Below are 13,238 nucleotides of genomic sequence, written 5' to 3' on the forward strand. Positions count from 1 at the left end.
TTATTCTGCAGATCCGGAACCAAAACGGTTCTCAATGTAGTTTTCAACCAGCACCTGGAACTCTTGCGCGATGCCTTCGCCGCGCAAGGTCAGGCGCTTTTCGCCGTCGATGAAGACGGGGGCCGCAGGCGCTTCGCCCGTGCCCGGCAAGCTGATGCCGATGTCGGCGTGCTTGCTCTCGCCGGGGCCGTTCACGATGCAGCCCATCACCGCCACCTTGAGGTTTTCCACCCCGGGGTAGCGCACGCGCCATACGGGCATTTGGGCGCGCAAGAAGTCGTCAATCTGTTTGGCCAGTTCCTGGAAGGTGCTGCTGGTGGTGCGGCCACAGCCGGGGCAGGCCGTGACGCTGGGCACAAAAATGCGCAAGCCCAGCGACTGCAAAATCTCGGAGGCGATCACCACCTCTTGCGTGCGGGCTTCGCCCGGCTGCGGCGTGAGCGAGACACGGATGGTGTCGCCAATGCCTTCTTGCAGCAGCACCGACAAAGCCGCGGCTGAGGCCACGGTGCCCTTGGTGCCCATGCCCGCTTCGGTCAGGCCCAGGTGAAGCGCATAGTCGGTGCGGCGACCGAGCTCGCGGTAGACCGAGATCAAATCCTGCACGCCCGAGACCTTGCACGACAAGGCGATTTGGTCCCCATTGAGGCCCATGGCTTCGGCACGCTGGGCTGACGAGATGGCCGACGAAATCAGCGCCTCGTACATGACCTGTCGCGCTTCCCACGGCTCGGCGCGCTGGCTGTTGGCATCCATCAATTCGGCCAACAACTCCTGATCCAGGCTGCCCCAGTTCACACCAATCCGGATGGCTTTGTTCCAGCGCATGGCCGCTTCGATCATCTGGCCGAACTGCACATCGCGCTTGTCGCCCTTGCCCACGTTGCCGGGGTTGATGCGGTATTTAGACAACGCCTCGGCACACGCCGGATGATCGGTCAGCAAGCGGTGACCGTTGTAATGGAAGTCGCCAATCAGCGGCACATCGATGCCCATCTTGTCGAGCTGGTCGCGGATGTGCGGCACGGCCTCGGCGGCTTCGGGCGTGTTGACGGTGATGCGCACCATCTCGGAGCCTGCCAAAGCCAGTTCCTTGACCTGGATGGCGGTGCCGATCACGTCCACCGTGTCGGTGTTGGTCATGGACTGCACACGCACCGGGGCGCCACCGCCCACGGTGACGACGCGCGAACCCCAGACCACTTTGGACTGGCGACTTTTGCGCTGGGCGGGCACAGCGATGGCGATGGGAGATGGAGCGCTCATGGTTTCACCTCAAAACGGGCGACATTGACTTTGGTGTGGGGCTTCATGTCCACCGCTTGGCCCTTGAAGCTGACCTGGATGGCATCGGCCCGGCCGACCACCACCGAGACCGCCTGGGGCGTTTGCAGGCGTTTGGCCTCGCCCGCGTTCAGCACGCCGTTCCACAGCAGCTGGTTCTGGCTGTCGCGCGCTTCGATCCAGCTGGTGTTGAGGGCGGTGAAGACCAATTCAGGCGCTGGCATCGCAGCCGCTGGCGTGACCGCCTTGGCAGGTTCGGGGGCAACAGCCGGGCCAACGGACACTGCGGCTACTACGGGCATGCCAGGCGTTGCGGGCGTCACGCTTGGCAAAGGAGATGGGCTGCCCTGCCCCGCCGCTTGCGACGGATCGGTCACGGTCTGCGCGTTGGGCGTCATGACCTCGGTGACCGTGGTCGGGGCAGGTGCCTGCGTCTCGGGCGCAGGCTCGGGCGAAGCCACTGCAGCACTCACTGCCGCAAGCCAGGCCCATTGCGAAGGGTGCGGGACCCAAATCAGGGCGGCGATCAGCACCAACATGCCAGCCGCGGCCCACCAGGCCTTGGCGGGCACATCCGCCGAAGATCGGCGCACCCGGCCCAAATCAGCAGGCGCAGAGTACGCATGGCGCACGGCACCATGCGGCTCCAGATAATTGGCAGCCATGGGCATCAACGCCAAAATCGGAGCAGGGTCGATGCGCAACTGGCGGCACACGCTGGCGGCCAGCGCTCGGGCAAACACAGGGCTTTGGTCCGCCGGGTGCTGGTCGGCCTCCAAAGCCTCCAGCTGACGCACCGGCACTTTCAGGTTCACCGACAAAACCGCCAGATGCACCCCGGCCTGCTGGCGTGCGGCTTTCAACAAGCCACCCGCCGTCGAGGGGGCGCTGGCCGGGGTCTCAGGGGTCGACAAACTGCCGTCCGAATTCGTGTGGTCAGGCATCACCAGGCTCCTGGGCTTGAACAGTGGAAGCGGGCACCAGCCGAATGGTGCGCTGCTGTGCCATGCGATTTTGCACCTGGGTGCGGTCTTTCACGTCCCCGGCCAACTGACCGCAGGCCGCGTCGATGTCGTCCCCCCGGGTTTTGCGCACGGTGGTGACCAAACCCGCGTCTTGCAGCTGCTTGGCAAAGGCTTGCACCCGCGCCTGGGGCGAGCGCAGCAGGCCCGAAGCCGGGAAAGGGTTGAAGGGAATCAGGTTGAACTTGCAACGCAGGCCCTGGCGGGCGTGTTTTTGCACCAGGTCAATCAGGCCGCTGGCGTGCTCGGGCTGGTCATTGACACCATCGAGCATGCAGTATTCAAAGGTGATGAAGTCACGCGGCGCATGGGCCAAATAGCCGATGCAGGCCTGCATGAGTTCGTCGAGCGGGTATTTGCGGTTGAGCGGCACCAGGTTGTCGCGCAGCGCATCAAAAGGTGCGTGCAGCGACACGGCCAATGCCACCGGGCAGTCCCCCGACAAGCGCTCGATCATGGGCACCACACCCGAGGTGGACACCGTGACACGGCGGCGCGAGAGGCCATAACCGTGGTCGTCGAGCATGGCGCGCAGCGCGGGCACGAGCGCCGAATAGTTCTGCAGCGGCTCGCCCATGCCCATCATCACCACGTTGGAGATAACGCGCTCGTCGGTCTTCAAGTGTTTGCGCAAAAAGTGCTCGGCGAACCACAGCTGGGCCAGGATCTCACCCGTGGTGAGGTTGCGGCTGAAGCCTTGGTGGCCGGTGGAGCAAAAACGGCAGCCCACGGCACAACCGGCCTGGGATGAAACGCACAAGGTGCCCCGGTCGTCTTCGGGAATGAACACCGATTCGATGGCGTTGCCATCGCCCACATCGAACAGCCACTTGATGGTGCCGTCGGCAGAAATGTGCTGGCTGATCACGGGCAATGACGTGACGTGCGCGCGAGATTGGAGCTTTTGGCGCAAGGACTTGGCCAGATCGCTCATCTGATCAAAATCCGCAGCGCCCCGCTGGTGGATCCAGCGGAACAACTGGGTGGCCCGAAAACGCTTTTCGCCCAGACCCTCGCAAAAAACGGCCAGACCTTCCAGGTCGAATTCGAGAAGGTTGGCCGTCATGGGGGCAAGGTCGCGCTGGAGCCGCGACGCGATCAGCGTGTGTAAACGTTCATGCCGGGGAAGAAGAAAGCAACTTCGGCGGCAGCAGTTTCAGGGGCGTCAGAACCGTGCACGGCGTTGGCATCGATGCTGTCTGCGAAGTCAGCGCGGATGGTGCCGGGAGCGGCTTTCTTGGGGTCGGTGGCGCCCATCAGGTCGCGGTTCTTGGCGATGGCGTTTTCGCCTTCCAGGGCCTGGATCATCACAGGGCCGGAGACCATGAAGTCCACCAGGTCCTTGAAGAAAGGACGTGCCTTGTGCACAGCGTAGAAAGCTTCGGCTTCACCGCGCGACAGGTGGGCCATCTTGGCGGCGACCACTTTCAGGCCGGCAGCTTCGAATCGGGCGTAGATTTGACCGATGACGTTCTTGGCGACTGCGTCGGGCTTGATGATGGAGAGGGTGCGTTCGATGGCCATGGTGTTTCCTGTAACGAAAAGGTTTTGAAAAGCATTTTTGCCCTGCGGCAAAGCCCGCTATTCTAACCTGAGCAAACCCGCCAAACGGCGCGTTTGGGGCACATGGCCCCACGGCAAAAGCCGGAATCAGCGGCTTCGGCCACCGCCGCCTCGCCCTCCACGGCCTGGGCCACCCGGGGTTTTTTTCAAACGGTTGAAGCTCTCGGCACCAATGTATTTGGCTTCGCTTTTCGGGCCATCCGACTTGGCATGCAAGCCCGATCCACCGGGTGCCTGATTGGGTTTGGCTGCGGGTTTGGCCCGCGGCACGGCGGTGCCCGCCCTGCCCTGTCCGCCTGTGCGAGGACGACGATCGTTGCGGTCGGTGCGTGAGACCGGGCGTGGCGCTGGGGTCCGAGCCCGGTCGAGCGTGCCCGCAGCACGCATGAGCGCACGGATATCGGACTCGTCCAGTTCCAGCCAGGCACCCCGGCGCAAGCCATGGGGAAGCACCATGGCCCCGTAACGGATGCGGATCAGCCGGCTGACCGCGTGGCCCACGGCTTCCATCATGCGGCGGACCTCACGGTTGCGGCCCTCGGAAATGGTGACGCGGTACCAGCAGTTGGAGCCTTCGCCACCGCCATCTTCAATGGAGCCAAATTGCGCAGGGCCGTCGTCGAGCATCACGCCGTCGAGCAGTTTTTGCTTTTCTTCCTTGCTCAAAGCACCCAGGACACGCACGGCGTATTCGCGCTCCAGACCAAAACGGGGGTGCATGAGCTGGTTGGCCAACTCGCCCGAGCTGGTGAACAACAAGAGGCCTTCGGTGTTCAGGTCCAGGCGACCCACCGACTGCCATTTGCCGTTTTGCAGGCGCGGCAGCTTGCGAAACACCGAGGGGCGATTTTGCGGATCGTCATGGCTGACGATCTCGCCCGCGGGCTTGTGGTAAGCGATGACGCGGGCGGGCGGCGGGTCGATCCGGATGTGGATGGGCTTGCCATTGACCTTGATCTGGTCCCCGTATTGCACGCGCTGGCCTACGTGGGCAGGCTCGTTGTTGACCATGATGCGGCCTTCAGCGATGAGCTTTTCCATCTCGAGGCGTGAACCCATGCCCGCTTGCGCGAGCACTTTGTGCAGTTTGGGCGAATCGGTCTGGGGCGCCAGGACCCGCTTGCCCAGGTCGATGGCGACGGCTTCGGCCGCTTCTTCGTCGTCAAACTGGCCCGAAACCACATCGGCCAGCGCGATCGGCTTGTAAACCGACTCGGCAGGCGCAGCCGTCTTGGGTCGGCGGGCCGGGGCGTCAGCGGGTGACGAGCGCTTGTCGTCTTGAGAGTCTGGGTTCATGTGTTGGAGGACGCTTCGCCATGCAGCGGATGGTCAGGGTGGTTATCTGATTGCGCAGACAGGCTAGGATCATCGCTGTGATCGGAAGTGACGCTTGGGGCGTCCAGAGGTTCATTCAGCTTGGCCGTTTCGGCAGGACTTGGGGCAGCGTCCGAATCCGCGACGATGGGCATCTCGAAAGGCAAGGCATTGATCGCGTCTTCGAGCGACAAGGAGGGCTGGACCGGCAACTCGTCCACCAGACCCGACAAAGCCGAGGTCTGACCGTCGACTTGCGACAGCATGGGCAACTGGTCGAGAGCCGCCAAACCCAAATCGTCCAGAAACTGGCGCGTCGTGGCATACAAACCTGGACGGCCAACGGTTTCGCGGTGCCCGATGACTTCGACCCAGCCCCGGTCTTCAAGCTGTTTGAGAATTTGCGAGTTGATGGTGACACCCCGGATGTCTTCCATGTCACCCCGCGTGACCGGCTGGCGGTAGGCGATGATGGCCAGGGTTTCCAGCACAGCGCGGGTGTACTTGGGCGGCTTTTCGGGGTGCAGGCGATCGAGGTATGTGCGCAACTCGGGCCGGCTCTGAAAGCGCCAGCCACTGGCCACGCGGACCAGCTCCAGACCTTTTTGGGCCCATTCGTTTTGCAGGTCTTGCAGCATTTGCCGCAGGGTGTCGGCCCCGAGCGCATCGTCAAACAGCACGCGCATGTCGCGCAATGACAAAGGCTGACCTGCGGTGAGCAAGGCCGTTTCCAGGACACGCTTGGCTTGCGCCGTATTCATGTGTCGATCTTTCGGGAAAAAAACGCCTCACGGCGTCAAAGGTGCAGAGGTCATGGCCGCTTCTGCAAAGAAACAACCCCGTTCTGGAGGACCTTGGCCGCTGGCCAGGCCCTGGATGCGCTCAAACCAGGTAATCCGGCTCAAGCTCCCTGATTGGCTGCATTGTAGCTGAGGCCCCAATCTGACAGGGCCCGCGCCATGTCCTCGGGCAAAGGCGAACGGATGTCAATGGACTGACCGGTGATGGGATGCACAAAGGCCAAATGCCAGGCATGCAAGGCCTGGCGCGCCATGCCCGCGGCTTGGGCCCCGCCATAAACCGCATCGGCCAACAAGGGGTGGCCGATGTGCGCCATGTGCACCCGGATCTGGTGGGTTCGTCCGGTGTGCAGGGTGCACTCGACCAGACAACCGAGCGCCTGGCTGTCCAGCACTTCGATGGTGGTGGCCGCCGTTTTGCCCGACTGGTGCGTCAGATCGACCACCGCCATGCGTAAGCGGTTCGCGGGGTCACGGCCAATCGCCGCTTCCACGGTGGTGGGTGAAGGCCCTGTCCAGGGCTTGTGTCCGATGGCCAGATACTGGCGACGCACATCCCGCGCGGCAATTTGCTGGACCAACGCGTCCATGGCCTGGCGGGTGCGGGCCACCACCATCAGACCACTGGTGTCTTTGTCAAGGCGATGCACAATGCCCGCCCGGGGCACCTCGCTGGCCTGCGGGTCCAGCGCCAACAGGCCATTGAGCAGTGTGCCGCGCCAGTTGCCGGGTGCCGGGTGAACCACCAGCCCCGCAGGCTTGTTGATCACACGCAGGTGGGCGTCTTCGTACACCACGTCAATGGGCATGGCTTCCGGCACAAAAGCCTGCGACTGCGGCGTGGCCCGCAAGGTGACCACGAGCTGGTGCCCCAACCGGACTTTGGTCGACACCTTGGTCACCACACGCCCGTCGATCAGGGCATCACCCTGCTCGATCAGTTGCTGCAAATAACTGCGTGAAAACTCGGGCACCATTTGGGCCAAGGCACGGTCCAGACGTTGGCCGTGCAGCGCCACAGGCACCTGGCTGCTGCGCACTTCCTCGTCCGATGCCTCCAGCACGCGCTCGCCATCATCCAGCAAGGCGGAAGGCTCATCCATTTCGGGGTCGGTCGATATAATCAAGGCGTTCAACAGTACAAGGGTGTCACAGATGCGAAGCTTCAGATTATCGATGGTTCCAGCTGGCCTGGTTTTGGCAGCGGGACTGTTCCTGTCGGGCTGCGCCAACACCACCAAGGACGTCACCGCTGGCTGGACCCCCGAAAAAATCTATGCCGAAGCACGCGATGAGGCCAACGCCGGGGCTTGGGACAAGGCCATCGGCTATTACGAAAAACTCGAAGGCCGCGCGGCCGGGACCGTGCTGGCACAACAAGCCCAGATCGACAAGGCCTACGCCCAATACAAAACGGGCGACAAGATCCAGGCCATCGCCACCTTGGACCGCTTCATCCGCCTGCACCCGGCCAGCCCTGCACTGGACTACGCCATCTACCTCAAGGGTCTGGTGAACTTCAATGACAACCTGGGTCTGTTCTCGTTCATCACCAAGCAAGACCTGTCTGAACGCGATCAGAAAGCCGCCAAGGATTCCTACGAGTCCTTCAAGGAACTGACCACGCGCCTTCCGGAATCCAAATACAGCCCCGAAGCACGTCAGCGCATGCTGCACATCGTGAACTCGTTGGCCGCTTACGAAGTGCATGTGGCCCGCTACTACGCCAGCCGAGGCGCCCATGTGGCCGCGGTCAACCGTGCTCAACAGGCGATTGCCGACTACCAAGGCGTGCCGGCGGTCGAAGAAGCACTGGCCATTCTGGTCAGCTCCTACGACGCCATGGGCATGAACGCCCTGCGCGACGATGCCAAGCGCGTGCTGGAAAAGAACTTCCCCCAGTCCGACTACCTGAAGGCCGGTGGGGTCAAGAAGTCGTCGAGTTGGTGGCGTCTGTGGTGAACTGACGCAAGGTCGCCAAAAACTCGGCATGCCCGCTCAGGCGGCGCATCTGCGGCAGTCCCCGAACCAGCCTGCGGCCATACGACATGGTGGCCAGGCGCGTATCGCACACCACCAAAACCCCCCGGTCCGTTTCACTGCGGATCAGGCGCCCAGCCCCCTGCTTGAGGGCCACAGCGGCTTCGGGCAGTGCATGGTCGGCAAAAGCGCTGCGCCCTTCACGGGTGATGCGCTGACTCCTCGCCTCGAACAAGGGGTCCCCGGGCGGCGGAAACGGCAGCTTGTCGATCACCACCAACTGCAAGGCCTCACCGGGCACATCGAAGCCCTCCCAAAATGAGGCCGAGGCTACCAGCACACAACCCGCACGCCCATCGCCCCCACCTTCGCGAAAGCGTTCCATCAAGCGTCGCTTGGGGCTTTGTCCCTGCACCAGCACTTCCACGTTCGCGGCCGGGTCCAGACGGGTCTGTAAATACTCTCCAATCGAACGCATGGCGTTCAAGGTGGTGGTCAGCACCAGCGTCCGGCCGCCCAGCAATTGCACCGCCTCGACCACCAGCTGCGCCACATGACCGGCGTGACCGGGGTCAGCGGGCTTGGGCAAATGCTCGGGCACATACAAAGCGGCTTGCTGTGCATAGTCGAAAGGGCTGCTGACCTGCATGACCTGTGCCGAAGTCAAACCACAAGGCTCGGTGAACCAGCGCAGGCTCGGCTCGTCCCCCAGCGTGGCCGAGGTGAAAACCCAGGCCCGCTGCCCCACCCCCACAGGAGTCGCTGCTGGCTCGCCTGAGGCGTGACGCGGATCACCCGCCATCAAGGCTTCCAGTGAATCGGGGTCGGCGGCGGCCTCGGCTCCCCCAGACGGTGCGGCCTGCACGGGGCGGGTCAAGGCAGAAAAAGCCTGCGCGATGTCCAAGGGCGACTCGATCAGGCGCAGCTGCGCACTGACTTCAGCCCAACGCACGCCCTCCGGGTCTGGCGGATCGGAGAACAAGGCCGCTTTTTGCGCCAACTCACGGCTGCGCTCAAGCAGGCGCTGAAAATCCGGTGCCAGCTCGGCCACCATCTCCAGCCCCGCCTGCATCAGCGCCAGGGCTTCTTGCAGTTTGTGCAACGCCTGGACCCAGTCTGCCGCCTCCACGCCTTCGGGGCAGCGCTCAGTCCAGCGCAAACGCACCGACCCACGGTGCAGGCCTGCAGCCAGCCGCAAATCGCGGGCCGATTTTTCAAGGCCCTCGGTCAGGCCATGCCAGTCCACCAGGCCCCGGGCCAACTGCAGACCTGTGGCCAGCGCATCGCGTGACAACTCCAGCAGCTGCACCGTGGACAGTTGCTTGCCCAAAAAATTGACGCCGATCTCGTTGAGCTGGTGGGCCTCGTCAAACACCGTGACACGCACGGTGGGCAGCAACTCGGCCACACCCGACTCGCGCACCGCCATGTCGGCAAAAAACAAATGGTGGTTGATGACCACCACATCCGAGGCCATCGCCTCCTTGCGGGCCAAGTTCACATGGCAGGCGCGGTAACTGGGGCAACTCGACCCCAGACAGTTGTCCCGCGTGGACGTGACCAGCGGCCACAAGGCAGAGCGCTCGTCCAGGCCCGTCAGCTCGGCCATGTCTCCCGTGCGTGTGGTTTGCGCCCAGGTTTCGATCTTGGCCAGGGCCCGCTGCGCACCCGGCTGGGCCGACTCGGCGCTGTGCCGGGCTTGCGCCATGCGGTGCAAGCACAGGTAGTTGGCACGGCCTTTGAGCAAGGCCACGCGGATGGGCAAGCCCAGCACCTCGACCAGACGCGGGATGTCGCGCGAAAACAATTGGTCTTGCAGGGCCTTGGTCGCCGTGGACACCAAGGCCCGTTGACCGCTGAGCAAGACCGGCACCAGATAGGCATAGGTTTTGCCTACGCCTGTGCCCGCCTCCACCACCAGCTGGCCGCCCTGCTCCAGGGTTTGCGTGACGGCCATTGCCATGTCGGTTTGCCCTTCACGTGGCTGAAAACCCGGCACTGAACAGGCCAAGGCCCCGTGGCTGGACAGGGTTTCAGAGACCCTTTGCTGCAACAAACTCAAGCAGGCTCCTTGGGGTCCAGCATCCACTGCAGCCTGGCCATTTGGTCACGCAAAGCCAAACGCCGTTTTTTCAGCCGTCGCAGCAACAACTCGTCCAGGGGCTGCGGGGCCAGCGCCGCCTGGTCAATCAAGGCGTCCAGATCGGCATGCGCCATCTGGCACTCGATCAACTGCCGCTGGGGCGAGCGCAGGTCTTCGGCAGAGGTGTCCATCATGGCGGATTGGGCTGACCGGTTTGCTTGCCCTGCAAGCGCAGATCTCGCTGCTCGGTTCGCCACTGGCGCTCCTGGGCATTCAGCAGCAAGTCTTGTTGACGCAAGGGCTCCAGCGCGGCACGGCGGATTTTGCGGGCGTCGCTCAGGCAGGCGTTGACCGCAAATTTTTGCCAGCAGGCTTTGGCTTCCTCCTGGTAAACCGCCATGACCTCGGCACGTTGGCTGGCCACAGCTTCGCGTTGCACCCGGATGAATTCCGGCTCGCCCACCAACGATTGTGCGCACAGCCAGGTCGACGACAGCGCGGTCAAAGCCGCCAATGCACAGCGTTTCATGTGAGGTGTGTGTCCACGGTACGGTGCTCCAGTGCCAGGAACTCGCTCGACTGCATCTCATGCAGACGCGAGACGGTGCGCGGAAACTCATGCGACATGGGGCCCGAGGTGTACAGCCCTTCGGGGGGCACAGCGGCCGACATGATGAGTTTGACCCGGCGGTCGTACAGCACGTCGATCAGCCAGGTGAAGCGCCGCGCCTCGGAAGCCATGCTGACGGGCATGTGCGGCACGTTGCTCAGCAGCACGGTGTGGTACTGCGTGGCGATTTCGAGGTAGTCGTTTTGCGAACGCGGGCCGCCGCAAATGGCTTTGAAGTCAAACCAGACCACATCGCCCGCGCGGCGTTTGGCGGTGATTTCGCGCGCTTCGATGTGCAGCACCGGGTCTTCGTCCGGCCCGGTGGCCAAGCGGCTGAAGGCGTCGTTCATCTCGGCATCGGCCTGTTCGCCCAGAGGTGAGTGGTAGAGCTTGACCATCTCCAGCGTGCGGCGGCGGTAATCGGTGCCGTTGTCCACATTGAGCACCTGCATGCGCGCATTCAGCAAAGCAATCGCGGGCAGGATGCGGTCGCGGTGCAGGCCGTCGGGGTACAGGCCATCGGGCTCGAAGTTGGAGGTGGTGACAAAACCCACGCCGTTGTCGAACAGCGCCACCAGCAGGCGGTGCAGGATCATGGCGTCGGTGATGTCGGCCACGTGGAACTCGTCAAAACAGATCAGCTGGTAACGCTTGGCCATGCGTTTGCCCAGCTCGTCGAGCGGGTTCACCGTCCCCTGGATGGCAGCCAGTTCACGGTGCACCTCTCGCATGAATTCGTGGAAATGCAGGCGGGTTTTGCGCTCAACCGGCACCGCCGCAAAAAAGCAGTCCATCAGGAAGCTCTTGCCACGCCCCACCCCGCCAAACATGTAGACCCCCTTGGGGATCTCGGGGCGGCTGAGGAATTTGCCCAGCAAGCTTGAACGCTTGTTTTGGTAAGCCGCCCACTCCTTGGCGCAGCGCTCCAGCGCCTCGATGGCTCGCAGCTGGGCAGGGTCGCTTTGGTAGCCCCGTTTTTGGAGTTCTACTTCGTAAACGGCACGAACGGACATGGGTGGCTTGCTCTTCGATTCAAAACAAAACCCGGGACCAAGCCCGGGTTTTCAGGGATGCAGAACTTTAACCCAACTCACCCGGCGCTGCAGTGCCGGATGCATCAAGGGCTCAGAAGTTCAGCGTGCGTTTGTCCACCGCCAAAGCGGCTTCCTTGGTGGCTTCGCTCAAGGACGGGTGCGCGTGGCAGATGCGGGCAATGTCTTCCGCGCTGGCACGGAATTCCATGGCCACCACCGCCTCGGCGATCAGCTCGGACACCTGGGGGCCCACCATGTGCACGCCCAGAATTTCGTCGGTTGTGGCATCGGCCAGGAACTTCACCATGCCGGTGGTGTCACCCAAAGCGCGGGCACGGCCGTTGGCCAGGAACGGGAAGGTGCCGGCCTTGTACGCCACGCCGTCGGCTTTGAGCTGCTGCTCGGTGCGGCCAACCCAGGCGATTTCAGGGCTGGTGTAGATGACCCAAGGAATGGTGTTGAAGTTGACATGGCCGTGCTGACCGGCAATGCGCTCGGCCACGGCAACGCCCTCTTCTTCGGCTTTGTGCGCCAACATCGGGCCACGCACCACGTCGCCCACCGCCCAGACGCCGGGCAAGTTGGTTTTGCAATCGGCGTCCACCACCACTGCACCGCGCTCGTCGAGCTGCAGGCCCACCGCTTCGGTGTTCAAGCCGATGGTGTTGGGCACACGGCCGATCGAGATGATCAGTTTGTCGGCGTCCAGCACCACAGCCTCGCCCTTGGCGTTGGTGTAGTTGACGGTCACGCCCTTCTTGCCGTTGACGATCTCGCCAACTTTCACGCCCAGCTCGATCTTCAAACCTTGTTTGTCAAACGCCTTCTTGGCTTCTTTGGCGATTTGCTCGTCCACCGCGCCCAAGAATGTGGGCAGGCCTTCGAGGATGGTGACTTCTGCCCCCAGACGACGCCAGACCGAGCCCATTTCCAGACCGATGACGCCGGAGCCAATCAAGGCCAGCTTCTTGGGCACAGCGCCCACGCGCAAAGCGCCGTCGTTGGACAACACATTGACTTCGTCAAACGGTGTGCCGGGCAAGGCACGGGCGTTCGAGCCTGTGGCGATGATGACTTGCTTGGCCGTGATGTCCTCTTCGGTCTTGCCCGCCACGTGGATGGTGTAACCGCCTTCAGCCTTACCGACAAAGCTGCCGCGACCGTGGAAAAACGTGACCTTGTTTTTCTTGAACAGGTACAAGATGCCATCGTTGTTTTGCTTGACCACGCTGTCCTTGCGGGCAATCATCTTGGCCACATCCATCTTCACGTCCTTGGCGGTGATGCCATGGTCTGCGAAGTGGTGGTTGGCGTGCTCAAAGTGCTCGCTGGACTGCAGCAGCGCCTTGGAGGGGATGCAACCCACGTTGGTGCAGGTGCCGCCAGGCGCTGGGCCACCGGCTGCATTTTTCCACTCGTCGATACAGGCGACCTGGAAACCGAGTTGTGCAGCGCGGATGGCTGCAATGTAGCCACCGGGGCCACCGCCGATGACAACGACGTCGAATTGTTTGCTCATGGTATTTGTCTTCTCAATGGACAACGCCC

General features: G+C 62.9%; 13 protein-coding genes. 1 reads left to right on the forward strand and 12 read right to left on the reverse strand.

What is annotated here, in order from left to right:
* The 7 genes from ispG to ACZ5RT_RS10685 form a co-directional block, all read right to left on the reverse strand.
* Positions 1 to 1,266, reverse strand: coding sequence for a flavodoxin-dependent (E)-4-hydroxy-3-methylbut-2-enyl-diphosphate synthase (ispG, locus tag ACZ5RT_RS10655; RefSeq protein ID WP_464452421.1), 1,266 nt, complete (start codon positions 1,264 to 1,266; stop codon positions 1 to 3).
* Positions 1,263 to 2,228, reverse strand: a complete 966-nt coding sequence (locus tag ACZ5RT_RS10660; protein ID WP_464452422.1) for a helix-turn-helix domain-containing protein — start codon at positions 2,226 to 2,228, stop codon at positions 1,263 to 1,265. Before ACZ5RT_RS10660 ends, ispG begins: the two co-directional genes overlap by 4 nt.
* Positions 2,221 to 3,372 (reverse strand): dual-specificity RNA methyltransferase RlmN, encoded by a 1,152-nt coding sequence (gene rlmN, locus ACZ5RT_RS10665; protein ID WP_464452423.1) that lies wholly within the window; start codon positions 3,370 to 3,372, stop codon positions 2,221 to 2,223. Before rlmN ends, ACZ5RT_RS10660 begins: the two co-directional genes overlap by 8 nt.
* Positions 3,373 to 3,404: 32 nt before the next feature.
* Entirely contained in the window at positions 3,405 to 3,830 is a 426-nt protein-coding gene (ndk, locus tag ACZ5RT_RS10670) for a nucleoside-diphosphate kinase (RefSeq protein ID WP_108426394.1), read from the reverse strand.
* Positions 3,831 to 3,956: 126 nt separating this feature from the next.
* Positions 3,957 to 5,165, reverse strand: a complete 1,209-nt coding sequence (locus ACZ5RT_RS10675) for a pseudouridine synthase (protein WP_422169280.1) — start codon at positions 5,163 to 5,165, stop codon at positions 3,957 to 3,959.
* Positions 5,162 to 5,944, reverse strand: coding sequence for an SMC-Scp complex subunit ScpB (gene scpB / locus ACZ5RT_RS10680; RefSeq protein ID WP_108426396.1), 783 nt, complete (start codon positions 5,942 to 5,944; stop codon positions 5,162 to 5,164). The genes ACZ5RT_RS10675 and scpB overlap by 4 nt, the downstream gene beginning before the upstream one ends.
* Before the next feature lie 140 nt (positions 5,945 to 6,084).
* Positions 6,085 to 7,086, reverse strand: a complete 1,002-nt coding sequence (locus ACZ5RT_RS10685) for an RluA family pseudouridine synthase (protein WP_422169281.1) — start codon at positions 7,084 to 7,086, stop codon at positions 6,085 to 6,087.
* Between the two features lie 73 nt (positions 7,087 to 7,159).
* Here ACZ5RT_RS10685 and ACZ5RT_RS10690 point away from each other — a divergent pair, with 73 nt between their 5' ends.
* The gene (locus tag ACZ5RT_RS10690; protein ID WP_464452424.1) at positions 7,160 to 7,945 is read left to right on the forward strand and encodes an outer membrane protein assembly factor BamD; all 786 of its coding nucleotides are present in this window, start codon (positions 7,160 to 7,162) and stop codon (positions 7,943 to 7,945) included.
* Here ACZ5RT_RS10690 and ACZ5RT_RS10695 read toward each other — a convergent pair.
* The 5 genes from ACZ5RT_RS10695 to lpdA form a co-directional block, all read right to left on the reverse strand.
* Complete coding sequence (locus tag ACZ5RT_RS10695; RefSeq protein WP_464452425.1) at positions 7,911 to 9,926, reverse strand: ATP-dependent DNA helicase; 2,016 nt, start codon at positions 9,924 to 9,926, stop codon at positions 7,911 to 7,913. The two genes, ACZ5RT_RS10690 and ACZ5RT_RS10695, sit on opposite strands and share 35 nt — an antisense overlap.
* Before the next feature lie 95 nt (positions 9,927 to 10,021).
* Complete coding sequence (locus ACZ5RT_RS10700; RefSeq protein WP_108426855.1) at positions 10,022 to 10,237, reverse strand: DUF465 domain-containing protein; 216 nt, start codon at positions 10,235 to 10,237, stop codon at positions 10,022 to 10,024.
* A complete protein-coding gene (locus ACZ5RT_RS10705; protein WP_464452426.1) occupies positions 10,237 to 10,575 on the reverse strand; it encodes a hypothetical protein in 339 nt (112 codons plus the stop codon). Before ACZ5RT_RS10705 ends, ACZ5RT_RS10700 begins: the two co-directional genes overlap by 1 nt.
* Entirely contained in the window at positions 10,572 to 11,669 is a 1,098-nt protein-coding gene (gene zapE / locus ACZ5RT_RS10710; RefSeq protein ID WP_464452427.1) for a cell division protein ZapE, read from the reverse strand. The genes ACZ5RT_RS10705 and zapE overlap by 4 nt, the downstream gene beginning before the upstream one ends.
* Positions 11,670 to 11,781: 112 nt before the next feature.
* Positions 11,782 to 13,209, reverse strand: a complete 1,428-nt coding sequence (gene lpdA / locus ACZ5RT_RS10715; protein WP_464452428.1) for a dihydrolipoyl dehydrogenase — start codon at positions 13,207 to 13,209, stop codon at positions 11,782 to 11,784.
* Positions 13,210 to 13,238 lie beyond the last annotated feature (29 nt).

Source organism: Limnohabitans sp. TEGF003, assembly GCF_055395455.1.

Bases quoted from the DNA above. Each gene is read 5' to 3' on its own strand.
- ispG (WP_464452421.1), bottom strand. From the start codon at position 1,266: ATGAGCGCTCCATCTCCCATCGCCATCGCTGTGCCCGCCCAGCGCAAA.
- ACZ5RT_RS10660 (WP_464452422.1), bottom strand. From the start codon at position 2,228: ATGCCTGACCACACGAATTCGGACGGCAGTTTGTCGACCCCTGAGACC.
- rlmN (WP_464452423.1), bottom strand. From the start codon at position 3,372: ATGACGGCCAACCTTCTCGAATTCGACCTGGAAGGTCTGGCCGTTTTT.
- ndk (WP_108426394.1), bottom strand. From the start codon at position 3,830: ATGGCCATCGAACGCACCCTCTCCATCATCAAGCCCGACGCAGTCGCC.
- ACZ5RT_RS10675 (WP_422169280.1), bottom strand. From the start codon at position 5,165: ATGAACCCAGACTCTCAAGACGACAAGCGCTCGTCACCCGCTGACGCC.
- scpB (WP_108426396.1), bottom strand. From the start codon at position 5,944: ATGAATACGGCGCAAGCCAAGCGTGTCCTGGAAACGGCCTTGCTCACC.
- ACZ5RT_RS10685 (WP_422169281.1), bottom strand. From the start codon at position 7,086: ATGGATGAGCCTTCCGCCTTGCTGGATGATGGCGAGCGCGTGCTGGAG.
- ACZ5RT_RS10690 (WP_464452424.1), top strand. From the start codon at position 7,160: ATGGTTCCAGCTGGCCTGGTTTTGGCAGCGGGACTGTTCCTGTCGGGC.
- ACZ5RT_RS10695 (WP_464452425.1), bottom strand. From the start codon at position 9,926: ATGGCAATGGCCGTCACGCAAACCCTGGAGCAGGGCGGCCAGCTGGTG.
- ACZ5RT_RS10700 (WP_108426855.1), bottom strand. From the start codon at position 10,237: ATGGACACCTCTGCCGAAGACCTGCGCTCGCCCCAGCGGCAGTTGATC.
- ACZ5RT_RS10705 (WP_464452426.1), bottom strand. From the start codon at position 10,575: ATGAAACGCTGTGCATTGGCGGCTTTGACCGCGCTGTCGTCGACCTGG.
- zapE (WP_464452427.1), bottom strand. From the start codon at position 11,669: ATGTCCGTTCGTGCCGTTTACGAAGTAGAACTCCAAAAACGGGGCTAC.
- lpdA (WP_464452428.1), bottom strand. From the start codon at position 13,209: ATGAGCAAACAATTCGACGTCGTTGTCATCGGCGGTGGCCCCGGTGGC.